The sequence below is a fragment of the Viridibacillus soli genome (genome assembly GCF_016612995.1).
Classification (GTDB): domain Bacteria; phylum Bacillota; class Bacilli; order Bacillales_A; family Planococcaceae; genus Viridibacillus; species Viridibacillus soli.
On the sequence record NZ_JAEOAH010000018.1, the window covers coordinates 36,088 to 61,320 of the forward strand.

The 25,233-nt window shown below is 35.4% G+C and carries 18 protein-coding genes; all 18 read left to right on the forward strand.

All coding sequences use genetic code 11. From position 1 onward, the window contains the following. The first annotated feature begins 232 nt into the window (after nt 1-232). The 18 genes from JFL43_RS12995 (at nt 233) to JFL43_RS13080 (ending at nt 25,231) form a co-directional block, all read left to right on the forward strand. Nucleotides 233-2,128 (forward strand): PrkA family serine protein kinase, encoded by a 1,896-nt coding sequence (locus JFL43_RS12995; protein ID WP_200749408.1) that lies wholly within the window; start codon nt 233-235, stop codon nt 2,126-2,128. A gap of 322 nt (nt 2,129-2,450) precedes the next feature. Next, nucleotides 2,451-3,614 (forward strand): sporulation protein YhbH, encoded by a 1,164-nt coding sequence (gene yhbH, locus JFL43_RS13000; RefSeq protein WP_200749369.1) that lies wholly within the window; start codon nt 2,451-2,453, stop codon nt 3,612-3,614. 62 nt (nt 3,615-3,676) lie between these two features. Further along, nucleotides 3,677-5,077, forward strand: coding sequence for a SpoVR family protein (locus JFL43_RS13005; protein ID WP_200749370.1), 1,401 nt, complete (start codon nt 3,677-3,679; stop codon nt 5,075-5,077). A 185-nt stretch (nt 5,078-5,262) separates the two neighbouring features. Then, entirely contained in the window at nt 5,263-5,565 is a 303-nt protein-coding gene (locus tag JFL43_RS13010) for a YunC family protein (RefSeq protein ID WP_100795814.1), read from the forward strand. 285 nt (nt 5,566-5,850) lie between these two features. Beyond that, nucleotides 5,851-6,555 (forward strand): DUF421 domain-containing protein, encoded by a 705-nt coding sequence (locus JFL43_RS13015; protein ID WP_200749371.1) that lies wholly within the window; start codon nt 5,851-5,853, stop codon nt 6,553-6,555. A gap of 767 nt (nt 6,556-7,322) precedes the next feature. Next, on the forward strand, nt 7,323-10,706 hold the full coding sequence (locus JFL43_RS13020; protein WP_200749372.1) for a S8 family peptidase: 3,384 nt from the start codon (nt 7,323-7,325) through the stop codon (nt 10,704-10,706). Nucleotides 10,707-11,075: 369 nt separating this feature from the next. Beyond that, nucleotides 11,076-11,951, forward strand: coding sequence for a radical SAM/SPASM domain-containing protein (locus JFL43_RS13025; protein ID WP_200749373.1), 876 nt, complete (start codon nt 11,076-11,078; stop codon nt 11,949-11,951). A gap of 711 nt (nt 11,952-12,662) precedes the next feature. Beyond that, nucleotides 12,663-13,865 (forward strand): aminotransferase-like domain-containing protein, encoded by a 1,203-nt coding sequence (locus JFL43_RS13030; protein ID WP_234447772.1) that lies wholly within the window; start codon nt 12,663-12,665, stop codon nt 13,863-13,865. 135 nt (nt 13,866-14,000) lie between these two features. Then, nucleotides 14,001-14,177, forward strand: coding sequence for a hypothetical protein (locus JFL43_RS13035; RefSeq protein WP_200749411.1), 177 nt, complete (start codon nt 14,001-14,003; stop codon nt 14,175-14,177). A gap of 273 nt (nt 14,178-14,450) precedes the next feature. Then, nucleotides 14,451-15,182, forward strand: coding sequence for an alpha/beta hydrolase (locus JFL43_RS13040; RefSeq protein ID WP_200749374.1), 732 nt, complete (start codon nt 14,451-14,453; stop codon nt 15,180-15,182). A gap of 97 nt (nt 15,183-15,279) precedes the next feature. Continuing rightward, nucleotides 15,280-15,612 carry a PH domain-containing protein gene (locus JFL43_RS13045; RefSeq protein WP_407701982.1) on the forward strand — a complete coding sequence of 111 codons (333 nt, stop codon included), beginning with the start codon at nt 15,280-15,282 and terminating at the stop codon, nt 15,610-15,612. A gap of 431 nt (nt 15,613-16,043) precedes the next feature. After that, nucleotides 16,044-17,279: a peptidase gene (locus tag JFL43_RS13050; RefSeq protein WP_200749375.1), complete on the forward strand. Its 1,236-nt coding sequence runs from the start codon at nt 16,044-16,046 to the stop codon at nt 17,277-17,279. Between the two features lie 515 nt (nt 17,280-17,794). After that, on the forward strand, nt 17,795-19,540 hold the full coding sequence (locus JFL43_RS13055; protein WP_200749376.1) for a methyl-accepting chemotaxis protein: 1,746 nt from the start codon (nt 17,795-17,797) through the stop codon (nt 19,538-19,540). A 457-nt stretch (nt 19,541-19,997) separates the two neighbouring features. After that, nucleotides 19,998-20,594: a VanZ family protein gene (locus JFL43_RS13060; protein WP_100795827.1), complete on the forward strand. Its 597-nt coding sequence runs from the start codon at nt 19,998-20,000 to the stop codon at nt 20,592-20,594. Nucleotides 20,595-20,651: 57 nt separating this feature from the next. Further along, entirely contained in the window at nt 20,652-20,804 is a 153-nt protein-coding gene (locus JFL43_RS13065) for a Fur-regulated basic protein FbpA (RefSeq protein WP_100795828.1), read from the forward strand. 216 nt (nt 20,805-21,020) lie between these two features. Further along, nucleotides 21,021-22,841 carry an asparagine synthase (glutamine-hydrolyzing) gene (gene asnB, locus JFL43_RS13070; RefSeq protein WP_200749377.1) on the forward strand — a complete coding sequence of 607 codons (1,821 nt, stop codon included), beginning with the start codon at nt 21,021-21,023 and terminating at the stop codon, nt 22,839-22,841. Nucleotides 22,842-22,873: 32 nt separating this feature from the next. After that, entirely contained in the window at nt 22,874-23,878 is a 1,005-nt protein-coding gene (locus JFL43_RS13075) for a C39 family peptidase (RefSeq protein ID WP_200749378.1), read from the forward strand. Between the two features lie 132 nt (nt 23,879-24,010). Continuing rightward, complete coding sequence (locus JFL43_RS13080; RefSeq protein WP_200749379.1) at nt 24,011-25,231, forward strand: carboxylate--amine ligase; 1,221 nt, start codon at nt 24,011-24,013, stop codon at nt 25,229-25,231. Nucleotides 25,232-25,233 lie beyond the last annotated feature (2 nt).

Sequence of the window (25,233 nt, forward strand, 5' to 3'; positions counted from 1 at the left end):
ACGAATACAACTGTGTCATACAGCTTTAAATTGGTCATTTAGTAAGATTAAACATGCTTTCATCAGTGGAGTTCAAGCCTACCGTGTTTTAATGAATTTTAGTTTAAGTTACCATTAGCTACTTGTCAGATTTCCTTAAGGAAGAAACGCTGACAATGAATTAGTATGGGGTATCATTATTGCTCTAACTTCATACTATGTTATAAAACAATCCATGGATGGAGGGAAGACGATAGACATTTTAAGTAAGTTTAAGAGTTATCGTGAAGAAGAAAACAAACTGAAGTGGGAAGGCACGTTTGCGGATTACTTAAGCATATTAAAGGAAAGACCGGAAGTTGCTCAAACAGCCCATTCACGTGTGTACAATATGATTAAAAGTTCTGGATTAGAGGAAAGAGACGGACAAAAATTGTATCAGTTTTTTGGACAAGAAATTTTCGGACTTGAGACAGCAATTGAGAGACTGGTGGAGGAATACTTTCATCCTGCAGCAAGAAGATTAGATGTCCGAAAACGGATTTTACTATTGATGGGACCCGTAAGTGGGGGGAAATCGACGATTGTGACATTGCTGAAACGGGGGATTGAGCAATATTCACGGACAGACGAAGGAGCAGTTTACGCCATAAAAGGATGTCCGATGCATGAAGATCCACTCCATCTTATTCCACATCATTTGCGTAATGATTTTAATGAAGAGTATGGTTTGAGGATAGAGGGTAATTTATCGCCTTTAAACACGATGAGGCTTGAAAAGGAATATGACGGACATATTGAAAATGTTTTAATCGAGCGTATTACCTTTTCCGAAGATAAACGTGTTGGAATTGGGACATTTACACCTTCTGATCCGAAATCACAAGACATTGCAGATTTAACTGGTAGCATTGATTTTTCAACGATTGCGGAATTTGGTTCTGAATCAGATCCTCGTGCTTATCGTTTTGATGGGGAACTAAACAAGGCAAATCGAGGCATGATGGAATTTCAAGAAATGCTTAAATTAGATGAAAAATTTCTATGGAATTTATTATCCTTAACGCAAGAAGGAAATTTTAAAGCAGGTAGATTTGCATTAATTAGTGCTGACGAGTTAATTGTTGCCCATACGAACGAAACTGAATATCGATCTTTTATTTCAAATAAAAAGAACGAGGCACTTCACTCAAGAATTATCGTGATGCCTATTCCTTATAATTTAAAAGTAAGTCAGGAAGAACGAATCTACGAAAAAATGATTAAAGAAAGCGACATATCGCATGTTCATATTGCCCCTCATGCATTAAAAGCCGCTGCAATCTTTTCCGTCTTAACAAGGCTTGAATTACCGAAAAAACAAGGTGTTGACCTTGTGAAAAAAATGCGTCTGTACGACGGAGAAAGTGTAGAAGGATATAACGTAGTTGACGTAGAGGAATTGAAAAAAGAGTATCCGAACGAAGGTATGAATGGTATTGACCCACGTTATATCATTAATAGAATTTCTTCTGCCATCATTCGAAAAGAAGTACCATCTATTAATGCATTAGACGTATTACGTTCTCTTAAAGATGGACTTGACCAACATCCTTCGATTACTCAAGAAGATCGGGAAAAATACATGAATTATATTGCAGTTGCTAGAAGAGAATACGATGAAATGGCTAAGAATGAAGTTCAAAAAGCATTTGTGTATTCGTATGAAGAGTCCGCAAAAACATTAATGAATAATTACCTCGATAATGTTGAGGCTTTTTGTAATAAAAATAAAATTCGAGATATGCTTACTGGAGAAGAAATGAATCCAGATGAAAAGCTGATGAGATCCATAGAAGAGCAAATTGGCATTTCAGAAAATGCGAAAAAGCCATTTAGAGAGGAAATTTTAATCCGCATTTCGGCATATGCAAGAAAAGGAAAAAGATTTGAATACCATTCTCATGAAAGGTTACGGGAAGCAATTCAAAAGAAATTGTTCGCTGATTTAAAAGATGTTGTGAAAATTACAACATCTTCTAAAATGCCAGATGAGTCTCAGCTTAAAAAGATTAACGATGTTGTCGCAAGGCTTATAGATGAACATGGATATAATTCAACTTCAGCAAATGAATTATTACAATACGTAGGTAGCTTGCTGAATCGTTAATGATAAGAAAAATGCTAAAGTGCCCTTTTAACTTCCAGCTAGACATCTACAATATACTTTCTTGTTTTTTTCATAAGGGTGTCCAAATAATCTTTAGGGCACTCTTTTTTATTTCCAATGAAAAGTCAAATAATTCGCATAATTAACATAGTATAAGAAAAATGGATTTCTCCCCTACGTAGTTTCACATCAGGTGGAGAACTTTCTAAGAGTCGTACTTAACGATTCAAAATCTAGACACAATGTTTTTTGCGACGACGGTGAAACGTCAGTCGTAAATAGGCTAAGGCGAATTTGATTTTATAGATGGGTGAGGATAAAAATGACCGAAAATCATAATAAACGTTTTGTCATCTCTCAGGAAAATTGGTCTCTCCATCGTAAAGGGTACCAGGATCAACAACGTCATATGGAAAAAGTAAAAGATGCTATTAAGAACAATTTACCAGATTTAGTGAGCGAAGAAAGCATTATTATGTCCAATGGTCGCAAGGCAATTAAAATCCCTATACGATCTTTAGATGAATATAAAATTCGTTACAACAATGATAATTCAAAGCATGTTGGCCAAGGACAAGGTGACAGTAAGGTAGGAGATGTAGTAGCCCGCGACTCAAGTCCTGGGGATCAAGGTGTAGGAAGAGGTAAAGGTAAAGAAGCTGGTGACAAGCCTGGTGAAGATTACTATGAGGCAGAAATTAGTCTTGAAGAAATAGAGAAAGCCTTATTTAAAGAGTTAGAGTTACCCAATTTACAACAGAAAGAAATGGCAGATATCGCAACAGAAAAAATTGAGTTTAACGATATACGAAGAAAAGGTCTTATGGGCAATATCGATAAGAAGCGAACAATCCTAAATGCTATTAAACGCAATGCCATAAAAGGAAAAGCAGAGATTACACCCATCCATAATGACGATTTACGATTTAAAACGTGGGATGAGGTGACGAAACCGGAATCGAAGGCAGTAGTTCTTGCTATGATGGATACAAGTGGTTCAATGGGGAAATTTGAAAAGTATTGTGCAAGAAGCTTTTTCTTTTGGATGACAAGATTTTTACGCTCTAAGTATGAAACGGTTGAAATTGAATTTATTGCTCACCATACGGCAGCAAAAGTTGTGTCAGAGGAAGAATTTTTCACAAAAGGAGAGAGCGGAGGAACGCTTTGTTCATCTGCCTATTTAAAAGCATTAGAACTTATTAAGCAGAAATATAATCCAGTCAGATATAATATTTATCCTGTTCATTTTTCAGATGGAGAAAACATGACAACGGACAATGAGGTATGCTTGAAATTGGTTCAGGAATTAATGGAGATATCCAGTATGTTCGGATATGGAGAAGTAAATGAACATAATCGTTTTTCCACATTAATGTATAATTATAAAAAAATTGAGAACCCGAAGTTTCGCCACTATGTTTTGAGATATAAAAGTGACGTTTATGAAGCATTAAAAAGCTTTTTCCAAAAAGTAGAGTCTTAAGTTGGAGAAGGATGGTGCCAAGCACTCATTCCCTAATAATATACACGGAGGGATGTAGATAAATGGAAAAAGAGCTTCACCTGGCGATTGATGAAATTACGGAAATTGCGACAGGGTTTGGGCTAGACTTTTATCCAATGCGTTATGAGATATGCCCTGCAGATATTATTTATACATTCGGAGCATACGGCATGCCTACTCGTTTCTCTCATTGGAGTTTTGGGAAACAATTCCATAAAATGAAGTTGCAATACGATTTAGGTTTAAGTCAAATTTACGAGCTTGTGATTAACTCTAACCCTTGCTATGCATTTTTACTCGATACAAATAAATTGATACAAAATAAGCTAATCATCGCGCACGTTTTGGCTCACTGTGACTTTTTTAAAAATAACGTTCGCTTCTCCAATACAAGACGCGATATGGTCGAGAGTATGACAGCAACAGCCGAGCGAATTGCCAACTATGAAATGCTCTACGGGAAAGATGAAGTAGAACAGTTTTTAGATGCTGTGTTAGCCATTCAAGAGCATATCGATCCATCCATACAACGACCGAAGCTGTTAATGCACGATTATGATACGGATGATGACGAGGACATCACACCAAAAACACCCTATGATGATCTTTGGAATTTAGGCCAAAAAGAAAAAGAACAGAAGATAATACGACAAAGAAAGAAACAGTTTCCACTAAAACCAGAAAAAGATCTGTTGCTATTCATCGAGCAATACAGTCGTGAGCTAGAGGAGTGGCAACGAGATATATTAACGATGATGCGTGAGGAAATGCTCTATTTCTGGCCACAATTAGAAACGAAAATTATGAATGAAGGCTGGGCTTCCTACTGGCATCAACGTATTATGAGAGAACTAAATTTAACAGCGACTGAAACGATTGAATATGCGAAGTTAAACTCAGGTGTTGTTCAACCGTCAAAAACGTCGATCAATCCCTATTATCTTGGACTGAAAATTTTTGAAGATATTGAGAAGAGATACGATTCCCCAACTGAAGAGATGAGAAAATTAGGGGTGAAACCAAATTCTGGTCGAGAGAAAATGTTTGAAGTACGAGAAGTCGAATCGGACAGTTCCTTTATACGAAACTATTTAACAAAAGACTTAGTGAAGCAAGAAGATCTTTATTTATTTGAGAAAAAAGGAAATGAATATCGAATTTCAGATCAAGATTACGAAAGAGTACGAGATCAACTTGTATCGATGCGAGTGAATGGTGGATTTCCACATATTGTTGTGAAAAATGGAGATTATTTACGAAATGGTGAATTATATTTAGTACACGGATATGAGGGAACAGAACTCGATTCCCGTTATTTAGAAAATGTTCTCCCGTATATTTATCAGTTATGGGGGCGCCCTGTTCATGTAGAAACGTATAGTGAAAAAAAGTCAGTTCTTTATTCGTATGATGGTAAAAAAAATTCTCGGCGATTTGTATAAAACTAAATATGAAAATGATGAGCTCTTGAATTGATACATTCATGGGCTCTATTTGTTTAATATGTAACTGAATAAAAATAATAAATTTGAATAATAACACTGAAATTAAGTATTGGGATACACGAAATATCTCGAATAAATTTTTGCCCATTTCCATATGTATATAGAGGGAAGGGGCGAATTAGATGGTTTCAACGGAAACACTAAGTATTCAAGGTTATTTCTTCAAGGCTGTAACTGTTCGTTTACCAAAAACAACATTGTTAACGATTTCTAATGATGTAGGCTATATCATGTGTGGTGCGTTAGACGTTGGACTTTTGAATAGTAAGTTAGCAGATCGTAAAATAATTGCTGGTCGAGCGGTTGGTGTGAAGACAATTGAACAATTGTTAAAAGCACCGCTTGAGTCCATTACACTTGAAGCAGAGCAACTTGGAATTGTGAATGGAATGATTGGAGAAGAAGCATTGTTAAAGATGATCTGAACGCTCCTAAGACTAAGAAATAAATAGTAATAACAATGTTAAGTAGCGTTAGAAAAAATAATAATATTTGAGCTAAAGGGTCAATCTCCGTTACGTAAAGTAAAAGGAGGCTGCCCCTTTTAGTTTTTATTTGGCTATCATCAAAAATAATCCGCTTAGCTAAAGAACGCACCGAGGGCTTTTTAGTGAGCTAAGGGGCAAAATATTGTAGTCAATATATCTTATAATAATTGATTTACTGGGAATAATAAGGAAAAAACAATAGAATTGAAAGGACGTGGTATTGTGGACTTTTTTCATGGACAAGAATCTCTTACAGCAATTCAATGGATTCTAAGAGCGATTGTTGCTTTTCTCTTTTTACTCTTAGCGGCGAAAATTATGGGGCAACGTTCTATTTCTCAGCTGAGATTAATCGATTTCGCTATGGCAATATCTATTGGTAATATTATTGCCCATCCTTTGTCTGATGAAGGACGGGGGATGAAAGGTTCCATGATAACCATATCCGTTTTAGTTGTTTTATATTCAGTAGTTGTATTATTGAGCCTTAAATGGGTTTCGTTTAGACATTTGATAGATTCCTCTCCAATCCCACTTATTAAAAATGGTCAAATTGTTTCGAAAAACTTAACAAAAGCAAGGATTTCCGTTGATTTACTTTTATCTGAGTTAAGAAAAGAAAAGATAGAGGATGTTCAAAAAGTCGCCCTCGCATTATGGGAACCAGACGGAACTATTTCAAGTTTTTTATACCCTCAATACCAAACACTAACGCGAGCAGATATGAAGATTGTACCTGAACCTTTTTCTTTACCCTCTGTCCTTATTAAAGAGGGTAAAATTGATTACCATGAGTTAAACAAAACAAAGTGTAATGAGGATTGGCTAAAAAATAAAGTTACCTCAACGTATAACGTAGACATTAGCGATGTCTTATTAGCGACAATTGACAAAAATAATAACGTGAACGTTTTCCTTTATAAGTAAAGCGTTCACGTTGTTGATTTAAGAATTCATTTTAGGGCCAAGCATCTACAATAATGAATCGATATTCATGTGAATGGGGGCACCATAAAGTGTTGGGCGAGCATCTGGATAAATGTATTATTCGATATGCGGTTCATATGGATACCATTGTGTCTCCTGTCCACAAGTGTAAATTATTCACGGATACATTTCTCCCGCTACATGTGTTTAGAAAGAGCATTTTGGAGGTCATAGGAGTGACTATGAAGCAGATCTCATTACATAACCAAAGAACAAATACTAGTTCTTAGCAAAAAGGTGAATACAGCTACAGCTCAATATAATGAAATGAAAGGATGGATTATAGATATGAAAATATTCAATGGTCCTTTTTTATGTGTAGGATTATTAAAACGGTTGATGTAAGGAGAACTATGAAAGAACGTGAAAGTGATTTTGAACCAATTGATGAATTACCATTTTAAGTATTTTCACTAATTCAGAAATACTTAAAATGGTAATAGAAACTATAAAAGAATCTGTAGCTGACACAGAGGAAAAAATCCGTTATCAAATATGTGACAATTTTGTGGATATCGCTGTCGATAAAAGTAGATAGAATTTTATTCAACTTCTAGTGGAAGTCCGGTCTTTAAAGTTAAATTATCGGAAAATTAAGGAGACACAGTTACTATTAAAAAAAATATAATTTAATATTATATATAAAATATGGTAAAATTGGAATGTAATAAAATACAAAGAATGAAATGTTATTTAGGGGGAATATTGTGAATCTCATTACAAAAAAAGTAGTAGCAGTTGGAGCAAGTTTTGCATTATCTTTTTCACTACTTAGTAGTTTAAAAGTAGAAGCAAATACTAAATCTGTCGTTACTAAATTACACTCAATTACCAGTGATTACAAAATGTCTAAGGTTGAAAAGAGGGCAAATTATAGCGATGACACAATTATTATTAAATATTCGAGTCCGTTAAGTGCAAGTGATCATCGCAAAGCTGGTGGAACGGTTGTGAATCAAATCAGCGGACTTAAATATGTGGCTATAAAGGTCAATAATAAGAAAAAGCTACAGCAAACAATCCAAAATTATCAAAAAAATAGCAAGGTTATTTCGGTAGGTCTCAGTCCAAAGTATACGCCTACGGGTACAATAGATCCAAAAATAAGTGAGCAATATATGCATAGCTTATTAAAAACGGCAAATGCCCAAAAGCTAGCAGGAAAGAATCAGGTAAAAGTAGCGATCATCGATACAGGAATTGACCGCACTCACCCTGAATTAAAAGAATCCATTCTTTCAAGTACAGACATTACAGACCCAATGAATCCAATGACTGCTGATTCACATGGAACGCATGTTGCTGGAATTATTGCTGCCAAAAAAGATAACGGAATCGGTGGCTATGGCTTAAATCCAAATGTGAAGATTCTATCGTATAATGTCTTTAATGATTTTTTAGGAATGTCTTTTGCATTGGACTATACGATTGCTAGTGCGATTTTAAAAGCAGTAGATCAGGGAGCAGATGTTATTAACATGAGCTTAGGTGGGAAAATTCCATCTAGTGTTGTAGAAGCGGCTGTGGAAAAGGCGATTAGCAAGGGTGTTGTTGTCGTTGCTGCAGCAGGAAATGGAGGGTCCGATATTCCGGAATATCCAGCCAAGTATGAAGGTGTAATTAGTGTAGGCTCTGTAAATAACGAAAAAAAGTTAAGTGATTTCTCATCATATGGTATCTCTACTGACGTGGTAGCACCGGGAGAAGATGTGTATGCTCCCTATTATGATGCACAAAAAGGCTCAACTTTTGCGAATTTAAGTGGAACGTCCATGGCCTCCCCTGTAGTTGCTGGAACAGTAGCTTTGCTGTTATCCAAGTATCCAAATCTAAAACCGGCTGAAGTGGAGTATATTCTAGAAACAACAGCGAAAGACTTAGGTGCAAAAGGATTTGACCATAAGTACGGGAATGGTCTTATCGACCCAGTCGCTGCGATGAAATTTGATGTTAAAAAAATCCCTTCTCTAGTGAAAGAAACGTGGGGGGAAAAAGAAATTTTAAAAAATGCGGAACAAATTTCGAATCCTGCACAAGTGAAGCATTCTCTTACAAAACCTTCAGAACAGAAGTGGGTTAAACTTCCTGTAGAAAAAGGCGAGTATATCCAAACTTCATTGGTTGGTGCAGCTCAGTATGATTATAAAATGAGTATTCATTTCTACGGTAATGGTCAAAAGCAATTGACGGATGTCAATGATGTGACAGAAGGAAAAATAGAAGGAAAGCTAATCCAAGCACCGTTTAGTGGAACAGTAGCAATTGGTGTAAAAGACGTGAATGGTAATTTCGATATTTCAGGTCAAAAGCAGTCAAACTTTACATTACAAGTAGATAAGCTATCTAAAGTTCCTGAAGATGAGTCAATATTAGAAAAACCAATTAAAATAGAACAATGGCCGTTTAATCAGGAAAAGCTTTATATGACAGGTGAAGATGGTGATGAAGACTACTTCCACTTTACATCAAAAGAAGCGCAATTTATGAAGTTTGAAGTTACAGGAATACCAGGTGTGGACATAAGTGCGTCTGTTTACGAAAAGGAGCAGCTATTCCCAACATCCCCTGGAGCAGAACTCCCTACAAATGACATGGCAGCTTTATATACAAGTAATATGCACGGTTTTGGAGAAGGAGAAACTCTTTCGTTCCAAACCGAACCTGAAAAAGAATATTACCTAAAAGTGACTAATAAAAGCTCACTATTAGATGGTAATATACTCCAATTACTATTCAGTTTAATGGGAGGCATAAAAGAAAGTAAACCTGCTGAGTCAGCTCTTCCGTATAGCGTAAGCCTAGTAGGAAAGACGATTCCAGGGGATGAAGATAACTATAATACTATGCAAGAATCGCCAGTTCTTGATGAAGAAACACAGGATGATTCAGGACGAATTGCCTTATTAGAATCAGTAGCTCTCCCATACGAATTAGGTGGAACTATTCAGGGCTATCTTCAGAATGCGACGGATGAAGATTGGTTTAAACTGGATTCTTCTAACGCTGGTATTTATCAATTCCAATTACCTACGCCAACAGAAGGTATTCCAACAGTAGAATTGTATGAGGTAGTGAAGGAAGACGATGGAGATGGAAAGACTCAGCAAACATTATCTTTTAGTTCATCTAATGAAGAGAGTATATTCGATGAATCGACAAAAAATAAATTTTTTGCGAGTTTAAAAGCAAATAAGACGTATTACCTTGCCATTAAACCAAAATTTGACCAAATTCCGTATGATGGATATAAGGTGACATCTAAGCTTCTTGTTGAGAACCCTGATAGCGATGAAGAAAATGACCGACCAGAACAAGCAACAAAACTACCTAGTACTGGTGTAACGGCAATCTTTTCTAAAACGAATGATATCGATACGTACTATTTTACTGCAAAAGAGAACGCGATATATGGTGCGAAATTCTCTCGTACACCACTTACTTCTTCGCTTAAAGCGAAGTATCCAAAAGAGCTGTTAAGCCCTTACTATGGATTCATGGAAATTACAGAGGATATCAATAAAAATCACAAAATAGATGAGAAGGAAATGGAATACAAATCACTCCTAATCAAAATAAATGAAGATGGTACGACAACAGGATCCTTTGCTGCGAAAAAAGGGAAATCGTATTTTGTTACTGTAACTAGTTTTGTTGAATCAGCTTCAGGATTATCACTGTGGCCATATCAACTAAAGGTAGAATCAGTGAATAAAAAAGATGAGGATGCAAACTCCAAAGTAAAAAATAATAAACCATCTAAGCCAATCAAGCTACAGAAGAAGAGTAACAAATTATATACATCGCAAGCCTATTTCAATTCAGGGTACGAAAATGGCGATGAGGATTGGTTTATTTATGAGCCAAAGAAAGCAGAGCAGGTGACGTTGACACTTGATACTAGTAAAGAATCAGATGGAGCTATTGAAGTCTATCGTAATGGCAAAAGAGTAGCAAAATCCGATATATATGGAAAAGGTGATCAGGAAATTCTGCTCTTAAAAATGACAAAAGGAACATATTATGTGAAAGTTCGTGATAGCCGAGGTCGTGCTTCAATTGATCCGTACACATTATCATTGAAAGTAAAGTAAAAAAGGAAGAGGTGAATCAAAAAGTCGTAATCCAACGACTTTTTGAAGTCACCTTTTTTTGTTACTAAATGGATTTTACAGATGCGTGCCAACTTTCATATTGTTCTTTAGTTATCTGATGCTATCCCTAAAACTATACGCATGTCTCAACGGAGCTGGCCTACTGATAGAAAAGGCAATATTTCATAGCGGATTGTTGCCTTTTTCTATCTACTAAAAATCACGTTCTACGAATGAAAAAAAGGCTGTATGACCGGTATTAAGTCAGCCATAATTATTGGAAATTTGAAAGACTGTTCAGTATTATAAGATTTGATTACAATAAGTATAGTCATTGAATATATAAAGAACTGGAATGGTGAACGAGCCTTGAAAACATTTAAAAAAGTCTATATCGAAATTACAAGCGTCTGCAACCTTGCGTGTAGCTTCTGTCCGCCAACGAGTCGTAAGGCGAATATTATTAAACTAGATGCGTTTAATAATATACTCGATCAGATTAGACCACATACGAAATATATTTACCTGCATGTGAAAGGAGAACCTCTTTTACATAATAAGATCGACCAATTACTTGATGCCGCTCATGCAAAAGGATTTAAGGTGAATATCACAACAAATGGAACACTGATCAAAAAGAATCGAGAGAAATTATTGGGGAAGCCTGCGCTACGCCAAATAAACTTCTCATTACATAGCTTTGACGGACATGAGGGGTCAGAGAATCGTGAAAAATACTTAGGTGATATTCTTGAATTTGTACGCGATGCTGCGGAACATAATGTCATCATATCGTACCGATTATGGAATCTACAAAAAGACCATGTGACAGATTTAGAAATGAGAAGAAACCGTGAAACGTTAGATATTTTGGAGAAGGAATACAACTTAGACTTTAAGATTGAAGAACAAGTACAACCAGGTAAAGGCGTTAAAATTACGGATCGCGTTTATCTAAACCAGGATCATGAATTCCAATGGCCTAGCTTGCAAGCCCCTGAGGATGAAGGTAAAGGATTTTGTCATGCACTTCGCAGCCAAGCAGCAATTCTTGTTGACGGTACAGTTGTTCCATGTTGCCTTGATGGAGAAGGTATCATTAATTTAGGAAATATCAATAGCATGCCTTTTTCTGAAATTGTAGAAGGAGAGAGAGCAAATAATCTCTTTGACGGATTTACTAGACGAGAGGCTGTTGAAGAATTGTGCAGGAAGTGCGGCTTTAGAAAGAAATTTGGAATATAAGGGAGTTAATTCCAATGAATTTTTAGTTTATATCGTGTTAGTCATCGTAGCATCTCCTTGTGAGGTGCTTTTTGTTTGAAATTTAGGTTGAGTAAGTTAAATAGACACCTGAATGAGTTAAAAGAACCGCTGAATAGGTTAAATGAGAGCTCGAGTGAGTCAAATGAAAGCCTGAGTAGGTTAAAAGAAATCGAATGAGTTAAAAGAACTCCTGAATAGGTTAAATGAGAGTTCGAGTGAGTTAAATGAAAGCCTGAGTAGGTTAAAAGAACTCGAATGAGTTAATAACCCACCGAGTAGATTAAATGCTATAACTAATAAGTCGTATGGTAAGACCAATAAGAGATTTACCGCTCTGGTTTATTTATAGACAATAAACATCGAATCTGGATAGTCTATAATCACTTTCGATTTTCGGAAAAATATTGACAATTCCTAATGTTATGTGATTTGCTGTAACAATATAATAAAATATCAGGTGTGTTGCTTAGGGGAATATTAGGTTGTTATTTACCGCTAAAATGTTTTTTTATGTTTCATACTAACGTAAGTTACTACATTTTTTAGTTGATTGGAGCGGAGGGTGCTTGCCCGCGGAAAGCGAGCATTCCGTAGCTGAAATCAACCTACCACTTTAATAGTAATGGTTAAAATTAGTTAATCGACACGCCTGATAAAATATATAGAATTAGTAGTTTAGAAGGGGAATAGATGATGATGCAAATTTTTTCAGATAGAATGTTAAAAACAGATAGCTCTTTTATTACGGAAGTTTTACGATTGACTGGGGTAAAAGATATTATTTCTTTCGCAGGAGGTTTACCTAATCCTATTTCTTTCCCGATGAAAGAGTTCCAAGAATCGATTAATCGTGTTTTACAAGAGTCTGGTGAAAAGGTATTCCAGTACTCAGGAACTCAAGGTTATTTGCCATTACGACAATGGATTGCAGACCGTTATAAAAAACGGTTTGGTATGGATGTCACAGCAGACGATATTTTAATTACAACTGGTTCTCAACAAGGACTAGATTTGATGGGAAAAGCCTTGGTTAATAAGGGGGATAAAGTGGCTGTAGAAAGTCCTTGTTATCTTGCGGCTATTCAAACTTTTACACTTTTTGAACCTGAGTTTTTACCTATTAGTCTTGAAGATGATGGTTTAAATTTAGAAGAGCTTGAAGCAAATTTACAAAATAATGATGTCAAATTATTATATACTGTCCCTAATTTCCAAAACCCTACAGGTATAACGTATTCAAAGGAAAAACGGGAAGCCATTTATGAAATTATCAAGAAGACGAATACAGTTTTAATTGAAGACGATCCCTATGGTGAACTTCGCTTTGAAGGAGAATCATTGCCTTACATCGCAGGTGGAAAAACGACAAACAGTGTATTATTTGGTTCTTTCTCTAAAACATTATCACCAGGTATGCGTATTGGTTATTTATGTACGAAAAATAAAGAGCTAATGGGGCATTTAATCGGTGCAAAACAATCGTCTGATTTACATACGAATGTACTTGCCCAATATGCTATCCATGATTATTTAACGAATAATGATTACGATGCGCACATTAGCAATATTACAGCGTTATATAAACAACAGTGTGAGGCTATGATAGCGGCCATGGAAAAATATTTACCAGCTCATGTTACGTTCACAAAACCAGAGGGCGGAATGTTTTTATGGGCAGATTTAGGTGAAGGAGTTTCTTCAGTCGATGTCTTTAAAAGAGCAACTGAGAAAAAAGTGGCTTTTGTCCCTGGAGATCCATTCTATACGAATATTAAAGGAGCTGGAACTTTGCGTCTCAATTATACGAATTCAGATCCAGCAACAATTGAAGAAGGTATTAAAAGATTGGCATCGGTTTTATCAAAAAGTGGCCAGATTGGAGTTATGAAATAGAATGAAAAACTAAAGGTGCTAGACACCGACAATATTCTCTGGCGTCTCCTTGTGAGATGCTTTTTTTTTTGAGGTTGTTGGCGAGTGAGTTAAATGAAATCCCGAGTGAGTTAAATGGGAGCGTGAATAGGTTAAATGGAAATGAATAGATTAAATGAATGTGCGAATGAGTTAAATGAAATCCCGAGTGAGTTAAATGAGAGCGTGAGTAGCATCGTCGGATTAGATCGACAAGCTGCAAACGAAGCATTCTTTGAGTTCTTAAGTGAACAAAGACTAAATTTGCAACAAGCAAAATTTGTTGAATTATAATTAGCCGGGTGGGAGGTTGCCCCAACCCTTTCTCTTGATAGAGAAGGGAGGTAACCGATACGGATATTCTAATTTCCATAATAGTGGAAGCGACTAAGGCGTTCGTTAATTAGACGATCGTCTGCTTTTTCAATAAGATAGCTACTAAAAAACGCAAAAAGAAGACCACCCGCATCTCTACCAAAAGAACCGGGAAGTCTTCTTAAAGAAAAAAATAATATTTAGGGCAACCGACCATTTTGGAATTGGTTACTAGGCGAGATGTTAGCGTATTTGGCGAATAGCCTGAAAATGCTTGCAGAGAGTTTAGCAAAGGAAGGTATTGCTTCTATTCGTTATGATAAACGTGGAGTAGGCGAAAATACAGCCTTAATGATAAAAGAAGAAGATTTATTGATTGAACAATATGTAGAAGACGTTAATAAGATTATTAAATACGTAAAATCTGAAGATAAGTTTCGAAACATTCATATAATAGGTCATAGCGAAGGTTCTTTAATAGGCATGTTGGCTGCACAAAATAGCAAAGTTGCTTCGTTCACTTCACTAGCAGGTGCAGGGCGGCCTGCAGATGTACTGTTGAAGGAACACTTAGATAGCAAATTAACACCGGAACTAAAAAAAGAAAGCACAGAAATTTTAGCCTCATTAAAAGAGGGTAAACCTATTGCAAATGTATCATCAGAATTACAGATATTATTTAGACCGTCTCTACAGCCATATCTTATGTCATGGCTAAAATATGATCCGGCTAAGAGCATTCAAAAAGTATCAGCTCCAGTTTTAATCATTCAAGGAGCACGGGATATTCAAGTTCCAGTAAAAGATGCACAAATTTTAAAATCCCATAAAGAAGATGCAGAGCTAATGATTGTGAAGAAGATGAATCACATTCTAAAAGATGCACCTGAAAATTTTAAAGGGAATATCGCTACTTATTCAGATCCAACAATTCCGTTATCACCGAAATTAGTTGAGGCTATTAGTGGATTTATACAGAAATAGATGTTCATATAGGGGGATTCATTTGTACTTTCCATCGAAAAAAGATGTATGAATTTATCCTGTCTACTGGGGATGTATTATCGCTTGTTCAGCCCCATTGTTTACAGGCAGAGATTATATTACTTTAGTATTTACGGTTCCACTTGCATTCTTTATGATTTGGGGATGGTTTAAAACGGGATACGAAGTAAAAGATGATCTTTTAATCATATATAGTGGACCTTTAAAAAAGAAAGTATTACTAAAAGAGATTAAAAGTGTGAAGCAAACAAAGAATCCTTTAGCAGCATACGCATTATCACTGGATCGTTTGGAAATCGTTTATATATCTGATTACAGTATGGCGCTTATATCTCCGAAGAATTGGGGGAATTTCATAACGGCACTTAAGAGGGTGAATCCAAAAATTGAAGTAGTTGATTTACAATAACTTTCTTATTATAACCTCTTTAGGTGCTTTAGAATGTTTTTATAAAACAGCTATATGAGATAGCATTAAAATTTCACCAGAAGAAAAAGAACTTTTCGTAGAGGCATTGATAAAACGCTATTTAGAGATGAATAAGAACAGGGGTTACTTTTAGACCCCTGTCTGTTTTTCTGTAGAGCTGAGACTATCTTCTAATTTCAGTAAATATGTTAATGCCATACTCTGGAGCACTATAGTTCCACCTTTAATATGATTGGGAAGCTTTAAGGATTGTAATCCGCTAAGTATCGGATTTTGTTTTAATTTACCTAATTATATACTAAATGTTATAATTAGAAGTATCTGAATTGGGGAAAATGGAAGAGCCTTTTGTGATGTTGAAATCCTAATCTATGGGCAAAGTCCCCTCTCAACAAATGGAGGAATAAAAAATGACCAGAATAAAAAAAGTGTTAGCAACGACTTCTTTTTTAGCGATGTCAATAATCCCGATGACAGCAAGTGCACAGAACATTCCATCCGATCTGATTCATAATGGTCAAGGATTTACAGTAAATCAAGTGAAAGCTGCCCCAGGTACAGTAGGTCAAATTACAAATTTCGTCAACGATAAAACTGGTAAATTTATTACCGTAACAGGCCATGGTCTTGCTACGACAGATCAAAGCGAAATTATTTTATCTATTACCAAAAGTACTAAAATTATTGATTCCAAAGGTAAAAAAGTATCTTTAAAAAAGATTATTGATGATAAAAAGGTTGTTAAAGCATTCTACGGTCCTAACATTACGAAGAGCCTTCCAGCACGTGGAAAGGCATTAAAACTTGTTGTTCAAGACGAAAAATTTACAGGAATTAATGGTACTGTATCCGAAGTGACAGGAAGTGGGATTGTCGTAAAAGGTACAGATATCTACAATTCGAACAAGGAAACGATTGTCTTGAACTTTGCTGACAAAGCTCAGATTCTAAACCAGGATGGAAAAGCGATCAAAGCAAGTGCAATCCAACCAGGTATGAGTGTCAAAGCATTTTATGGTCCTGCAGTTACGATGAGTATTCCGGCGCAATCGACAACGAACTATGTCGTGGTCAACTTGGCAACTGAAGAAACGGTTCAAGAAAATGCTCTAGGCACAAACGGGATTATTACGAATGTAACAGATAACAAGATCACCGTGATTGGGAACCCGATGGAAAAAGGCGGAGTGAATTATGTAATCTTATCGGTGGATAAGAACACTCAAATCGTTGATCAAAAGGGTACTTCATTAACGTTAGATGCGTTAAAGGCTGATGTTCGTGTTGATGCCTACTATGGTGAAATGATAACAATGATCTACCCAGCTCAAACATATGCCAATAAAATTGTTGTTAAAGCAATAGAAAACAATAAAGTTGAAGGTACAATCGTTGCATCGGACCGTACAACAAAAGATCAAGTATACGTCAATGTCGGCTCTGACCAATCAATAAACAATGATGTGATTCTGAACATCTCGAAAGATACAAAAGTAATCCCAGTGCTGGGCGGAGGAACAGAATTGAAGGCAGGTATGAAAATTGTGGTATACCATTCCCCAGTCATGACGAAATCGTTACCAGGTATCACAAATGCTGAAATAGTGATCGTCACTTCTGACGGTAATACAGTAGCCTCTAAATAATAGCTAGATCATTATTATGTATATAAGACAAAACAATCCATTTATTTAAAAATTATTAGGTCGGAAATAACCGTCAAACCTTGTGTAGGAGGACGGTTATTTCTTTTTTATGAAGTAAACTATAACGATGAAATTCAAAAATAAAAAACTCTATCCATCCAAATCAGATTATCGATTGGCATAAGGGAAATTTAAAATGGAAATCATAGTGCATTTACTTATTAAATCGGGTATCTCTCAGATGCTCGATTTTTTTATTGAAAAGTTATCTAATTACACGAATAAAAGAATACTTTGTGAACATTCTGATGATTTCTTGATTAATTGATACTTTTTACTATATGTTAGAAGTAATGGTTTAATCCATAAAATTACAATTTAGTGGTATTAATATACTGCATATTAACAGTGTGAGTATAGTAAATATTGTATTTTAAGTATATGAGTTGTGATCTAATTTTAAGTCGAGATATCGCTGTAGATTGTGAAAATATACAGTATAAAGGGGTGTATATATGTTTGGTAAAACAAAAAATCATTATCAATATTTTTCTTCATCACCTGTTTCAGATATTGCTTCAAATGAACGGTTTCAAGAAAAGCTGAACTTTTTAGGGCTATCACAAATTCGTAGAGATTCTATTATTCAATTGAAGGAGATTTACGAGAAAAATCATGAGGTAATTTTAGATAAATTCTATGACCGATTAATGCAAATGGATGAGTTTAAAGAAATAATCGATCAATATTCAACTGTGGGCAAACTAAAAATACTAATTCATGCGCATTTTATGAGCCTTTTTCAAGATAAACTGGACTTAAATTATATTTTCCGTAGAAGAAAAATTGCTTATACTCATGCCAAAATTGGTGTACTACCGAACTGGATGATTTCAGCGTACACACTGATTAATCAGTTTATTACGCCACTTATTGTTGAGTCATTTCCAAAGGATCGAAAAAAAATGCTAGATGTATTACTTGCTTACGATAGTATTATTACAATTGATCAACAGCTGATTGTTGAAACTTATATTGAAATTCAAGCAGGATCTATTGTGAATGGATTAGGTGAAATCATTAAATATAACGTGCAACTAGATCAGATTAAGAATTTAATTCAATTCCAAGAAAGACAGGAGCTAGACGTTTTATCTGTGAATGCTTCAATGGTGGAGTTGGGTGTAAGTGTGGATGAAATTGCCGCATCCGTGGGTGGAGTTTCGCAGCATACGCAAACAGCATTGGAAGAGTTAAATAACGGTATTGATTCATTGCATAATGTAGCACAATTATTGAAAATGACAGATGAAGGGCAACATCAAGTGCAGGAAAATGTAACTGAGTTAGTCGATCGTGTGAAAAGTGTTTCTAATTTAATGGAATTCATCAAGGGGATTGCAGAGCAAACAAATCTATTAGCATTAAACGCATCGATTGAAGCAGCACGCGCTGGTGAAGCAGGTAAAGGTTTTGCAGTAGTTGCAGAAGAGGTACGTAAGTTAGCGGATAACACGAAATCGTCTGTTCAATCGATTCATAGTGATATTGGGCAGCTCTTAGAGATTACAAATAATATTGATATGCTAACGAAAAAATCAGCAGAAGATTTACATCGTGGTGTAAATGATACGGCGAATATTTCTAGTGTATTGGCAGACCTTAACGCATCATTACAACAACAGGGGACTCATTTTAAGGAAATTGCTAATACGACAAATCAACAAGCAGCGGCTACAAATGATATTACAATACGTAATAAAAATATTGCTGAAAACACAAGTCGCAGTAAAGATATTACCTATAAAACAGGTGAGGAAATTTATGAGTTAAGTAAAATGATTAACCGCTATCGTACAGAAACAATTTCGAAAAACTTCATTATAAGCCAAGAAGACATTATTGAGTTGACCATTACAGACCACTTGCTATGGCGTTGGAGAATTTATAATTTAATGCTTGGTTTCGAACAAATGAGTGAACAAGATATCTCTGCACACAAAGATTCACGCCTCGGCGTTTGGTATTACGGCAAAGGAAAAGATTTATTAGGTAATGAACCTGCGTATAAAGAGCTTGAAGTGCCACATGCACAAGTACATGAAGTGGCTAAAAAAGCTGTACAGGCATATAATGCTGGTAATAAAGTACTTGCTGAAGAACATTTAGTTGAACTAGCTAGAATTTCACAAGTTGTCATCGAAAAACTAACAATCTTAAAGCAAGTTATTACGAATAGCAAAAAACAATATATTCACTAAAAGTTAAAAAGCTGATTTGAGTGACCTTCTTAAAGAGTCAATTGAATCAACTTTTAAATAGAGAATACAGATTATTAGCTATTGGAATGGTATCTGTTTTTTACTTGAAAAACTAAAATAGCTTTAAAAACTACTGAACATTTCACACGCAGAAATGTTCATTTTTTTTATGTAGTGAGAACTGACATAACCTTGTCAGAACTGAATTAGTGAAGAAATAAAAGTGAACTAAATTGAATGATTTTTATTCACATGAAAAAGAAATATATGCTATAGTTAGGCCTAATGGCGATTGTTTAATTATGGTACTTTATAAGGGGAATTCCACTATCTTTAAAATTCAATTATTCATTAAATTATTTTGATATAAGATTGTAATTAAATTTTAATGTTTATGTGCAACCTAATCCTTTATAATTTGTCCTGTTAAATAGAAAGTACGAAATGAGTGAAAAGGTTGTCAGATATACTGTATTACCTACTTGAAATGATCCCTGTTATGATCATTGCCATTCCTTTTGTCGTTTATTTACGCTTTAAGTCTCGAAAAAGTAAAGGGAATCCACCTACAAACCGTTTGCATGAATTAGGGTTATTACTTTTCTCTGTTTATGTGATTGGTTTGTTTTATGAAACAATCGTTCCTAGAAATGGTATGAGTCTACAATATTTTCAAATGCGCTTCCAAGAGGATATGATTTTAGGTGTGAATTTAAAGTTATTCCAAGTGTTTACGGATGTGTATAACGCCATTCATTATTTAGATTTATGGCAGCCATTTTTCATTAACTTTCTAGGTAATATAGCCATATTTATGCCAATTGGTTTTTTAATGCCACTGTTATGGCGTAAAATGGAGATTTTTGCTTATGTTTTTATTACAGCATTATGTTTATCGATCTTTATCGAAACGATGCAACTACCGCAAATGCGCAGCACAGATGTAGATGACTTGTGGTTGAATACATTGGGTGCAGTATTAGGCTTTATTGTATACAAATGGGTCAAGAAATTGATACCGAGTATCGAGACAAAATGTAAGCAAATTGTTTAATACACAAGTTTAAGGGTATGAGTAATAAAGCACTTTAAGTAAGAAGGAGTTTTTTAGATGGTTAAACAATCAGAACAAATAGAAGAATGTAAAAAGATGCATATAATAGATGATTTAGTAGCTTTAGGTGTATTTAAAGTTAATGATAAACAGCTTTATCAAGTGTCTTTAGAGGAGCTTGTGAAAGAATATCAAAAGCATCATCAATAAAAGATTGCTACTAAGTGGCAATCTTTTTCGATTTATGCAAAAAAAGTAGTACGATAATCACGAAATTCTGGCGATAAAATGACTTTGTTATCAGTATCAAACATTGGAGAAATCGAGAAAATAGCGTATAATTACTATGTGATTTTTTATTATTAAACAAACTAATGCATGTTAAAATATAAGACTGAATGTAACGGGATAGGAGAATTTAAATATATGTGTGGATTTACAGGATTTATAGGTGAGGTTTCAAACCCTGACGTAGTGTTAGAGAATATGATGAACCAAATTATTCACCGTGGACCAGACTCTGCAGGTACTTTTACAGATGGTGAAGCTGCACTTGGTTTCCGTCGTTTAAGTATTATTGACTTAGAAAATGGTAGTCAGCCTCTATATAATGAAGACCAATCGTTAGTATTAATCTTCAATGGCGAAATTTTTAACTATCAAGATATTCGTAAAGACTTAGTAGAAAAAGGTCATACATTTACAACTGAAACAGATAGTGAAGTATTAATTCACGGCTATGAAGAATATGGCACTAAATTAGTCACTAAATTACGTGGTATGTTTGCATTTGTTATTTGGGATCGCAATAAAAAACGTTTATTTGCTGCACGTGATATGTTTGGTATTAAACCGTTTTATTATGGCCATATGAACGGTACTTTAATGTTCGGTTCAGAAATTAAAACCTTTTTGCCACATCCACATTTCGAAAAAGTATTAAATGAAAAAGCATTAAAACCATATTTAACATTCCAATTCCCAGTGTTAAACGAAACCTTCTTTAAAGGTGTTTTCAAACTGCCAGCAGCTCACTATATGACGTATGAAAATGGTAAAGTGACAACTACTCGCTACTGGGAACCAAAATTCAATCCAGAAGAGCGCCCGCTTGATGAAATCGTTGAAGAAATTGATAGTGTTGTACGTGAATCCATTAAAGCTCACCAAATATCTGAAGTTAAAGTAGGTTCATTCCTTTCAAGTGGTGTTGACTCAAGTTATGTAGCATCTGTTTTAAAACCAGATAAAACATTCTCAGTAGGCTTTAGCGCTCAAAACTTCTCTGAAATTGACAATGCAAAAGAGCTGTCTAAAGAGCTTGGTATTGAAAATATCAATGAAGTGCTTGATCCAGATGAATGCTTCAACAAAATTGAAGAAATCCAATATATTATGGATGAACCACATTCAAACCCATCGATTGTGCCACTTTACTTCTTAGCAGAACTGGCACGTAAACATGTAACAGTTGTGTTATCTGGTGAAGGTGCCGATGAATTATTCGGTGGTTATGAAGAATACGACGAATCAGCATCTATGAAAAAATATAAAAAAGTACCGGGCTTCATCCGTCGTCCAGTATCAGAAGTTGCGAAAATACTTCCAGAAGTAAGAGGTAAACACTTCTTGATGAAAGGTGGCTTACCAGTAGAGGAAACGTTTATTGGACAAGCACATATTTTCGAAGAGCATGAGGCAACTGAAATTTTAACAGCTAAATATAATGATGCACCGACTGTCAAAGATATCGTAATGCCTATTTATAAAAAAGCAGCTGGTGAAGACGATTTAACGAAAAAACAGATCTTAGACTTAAACTTATGGTTAGTCGACGATATTTTATTAAAAGCAGATAAAATGAGTATGGCGCACTCAATTGAATTGCGCGTACCATTCCTTGATAAAGAGGTAATGAAAGTTGCTGCGAAAGTACCATCTCGCTACCGCATAAATGATGTTGATACGAAATATGCATTCCGCGCTGCATCAAAACGTGCTCTGCCAGAAGAATGGGCTAACCGTAAAAAAATTGGTTTCCCAGTACCGATTCGTTTATGGATACAAGAGGAAAAATATTTCAACAAGATTAAAGAAGCATTTGAATCTGCAGAAGCAGCACAATTCTTCGACCAACAAGCAATTGTAAAATTATTAACAGATCACTACGAAGGAAAAGCGAAAAACCAACGTAAAGTTTGGACAATTTATATGTTCCTAGTTTGGTACAAAAAATATTTCGGCTAATAATTCCTAGAAAATAGAAGGGATCATCAGCATTGGATAAGAGAAGTAAAATACCATCTATGCAGCTCTACTTTTGCTTTGTACTACTGTTAGCAATTTCAGTAATGAGTGGTTGCAATGATATTTTCCCGGCAAAAGAAAAGCAGCAGGATGATGGTATTAAAGTACTCATTGTAGAATTCGGCAGTCGCACGCCAATTCCTAATATGAAAGTTACCATCCGGGATATGGAGACGGATGTAGACGTAACGTCAGCAAGTGGGGATATAGAAGGCGAAGCAATCGTTAAAGGCTTGCGTGAAGGCCATCAGTATTTGTTTGTCCCATCATCTGCTTATACAGCCGACAGCGAGCAAGCAAAAAATGTAGGCAAAGTTGTGACGGTGCAAAAAGATATGGGCTATGTAGTGTTAGAAACATATTATGAACGTGAGGCGCAACAGTTAGATGTTCCGATCATTATGCAAAATCCTGAATTCCCACATGGCTGTGAAATTACTGCTTTAACAGCAGCACTTAATTATTATGGATTAAACCTTTCGAAAATAGAGATGGCAAAAAAATATTTACCACAACAAGATATTGTTGTGAAAAAAAGTAAACGTATTGGTCCGGATCCGGCAAAAGCGTATGCAGGGGATCCGTCTAACAAGCTGACAGGCACGTATGTTTTTGCGCCAGTTATCGCAAAAGCGGCAAAAAAAGTTGCAAAAGATAAGAATACGTCACTTAAAGCAACAAATGTTAGTGGCCAAAGTGCTAAAGAGTTAATCTCACTCGTGCAAGAGGGAGTACCCGTTGTTGTTTGGGTAACACTTGATTTGTCTAAGCCTAATTTCAAAGAGGGCTGGTGGATTGAAGGCACAAACAAAAATCCAAAAATGTATCGTAATCTGCATACTGTTGTCCTAACGGGGCATATAGATGATAAAGTTATTGTGATGGATCCACTTCATGGCTATGTTTCTCATAATGAAGCTGAATTTTTCAAAAGCTACAAGGAACTTGGATCGCAAGCCGTTGCAATTCGGAAATGAACATCACAGGGGGATTTTCCTCTGTGATTTTTTGATAAATGATACATAAATCGCATAGGAACATTCGAAAAGAATTGGCGAGATATGTTACACTAATGGCAAAACAAAAGAATATAAGTGAGATGATATACAATGGCAGAACAACCATTTTTACCAATATTAATCGGATCAGATATGAACGCCTACGGAATGGCACGTGCATTTCATGAAGCCTACGGTATAAAACCAATCGTTATCGGCCGTTCACATTTAACAGCAACTCAAAATAGTAGCATTTTACACTTTGAACAAGTAGCAAATTTAAACGAACAAGAAACATTCGTTGAAGAAATGGCTAAAGTTGCAAAGAAATATTCGCATAAAAAATTATTGCTACTAGCATGTGGCGATGATTACGCAAAATTAATTATTAAAAACAAACCAGAGCTTATCAAATACTTTACAGTACCCTATATTGATGAATCTTTAATGGACCAAATTTTGTTGAAAGAAAACTTCTACAAAATGTGTGAGAAGTATAATTTCAGCTACCCGAAAACAGATACATGTACTTACGAAACATATGAAAGCTTTGACGTGAAATTTAATTACCCAATTATTATTAAAGCGTCTAACTCAGTTGAATATTGGGCATGTAGCTTCCCAGGTAAGAAAAAAGTATTCATTGCACATGATGAAGCAGAAAAAAAAGCAATTTTGAAAGCCATCTATAACTCATCGTACAAAGACCATCTAATCATCCAAGAATTCATTCCTGGTGATGACTCGTATATGCGCGTATTAAACGCATATGTTGGACAAGATGGAAAAGTGAAACTGATGTCACTAGGGAATCCAATCCTTGAAGAACACACGCCAGAAGGTATTGGTAGCTATGCAGCCATCATTAACACATATGACAAAGAAATAATGGACCGAGTACGCGTCTTCTTAGAAGGTATCGGTTACACAGGCTTTGCAAACTTCGATATGAAATATGATTCCCGCGACGGCGAATATAAATTATTCGAAATCAATTTACGTAACGGTCGCAGCAGCTATTACGTAACAGCAAGTGGTCATAACTTGATGAAATATGTTGCAGATGACCGTATGTTAGGCAAAGATTTAGGCTTAACTTATGCTAAAGACAAGCATTTATGGATGATCATTCCGAAAGGCGTGTTATTCAAATATGCTCAGAATGAGGAACTTAAAGCAGAAGCAAAACGCTTAATTAGAGCAGGTAAAATGACGAACTCACTATTCTATAAAGAGGACTTCAATATTAAGCGTTGGTTTAAATTAACGCTTAACAATTTAAACTATTACCGTAAATATAAAAAATATTTCAATAACAAAGGTTTGTCTTAAGT

What these genes read in the sequence shown, in the direction of transcription:
- yhbH (WP_200749369.1), top strand. Translation starts at nt 2,451, where the DNA reads ATGACCGAAAATCATAATAAACGTTTTGTCATCTCTCAGGAAAATTGG.
- JFL43_RS13005 (WP_200749370.1), top strand. Translation starts at nt 3,677, where the DNA reads ATGGAAAAAGAGCTTCACCTGGCGATTGATGAAATTACGGAAATTGCG.
- JFL43_RS13010 (WP_100795814.1), top strand. Translation starts at nt 5,263, where the DNA reads ATGGTTTCAACGGAAACACTAAGTATTCAAGGTTATTTCTTCAAGGCT.
- JFL43_RS13030 (WP_234447772.1), top strand. Translation starts at nt 12,663, where the DNA reads ATGATGATGCAAATTTTTTCAGATAGAATGTTAAAAACAGATAGCTCT.
- JFL43_RS13035 (WP_200749411.1), top strand. Translation starts at nt 14,001, where the DNA reads ATGGAAATGAATAGATTAAATGAATGTGCGAATGAGTTAAATGAAATC.
- JFL43_RS13050 (WP_200749375.1), top strand. Translation starts at nt 16,044, where the DNA reads ATGACCAGAATAAAAAAAGTGTTAGCAACGACTTCTTTTTTAGCGATG.
- JFL43_RS13055 (WP_200749376.1), top strand. Translation starts at nt 17,795, where the DNA reads ATGTTTGGTAAAACAAAAAATCATTATCAATATTTTTCTTCATCACCT.
- JFL43_RS13065 (WP_100795828.1), top strand. Translation starts at nt 20,652, where the DNA reads ATGGTTAAACAATCAGAACAAATAGAAGAATGTAAAAAGATGCATATA.
- asnB (WP_200749377.1), top strand. Translation starts at nt 21,021, where the DNA reads ATGTGTGGATTTACAGGATTTATAGGTGAGGTTTCAAACCCTGACGTA.
- JFL43_RS13080 (WP_200749379.1), top strand. Translation starts at nt 24,011, where the DNA reads ATGGCAGAACAACCATTTTTACCAATATTAATCGGATCAGATATGAAC.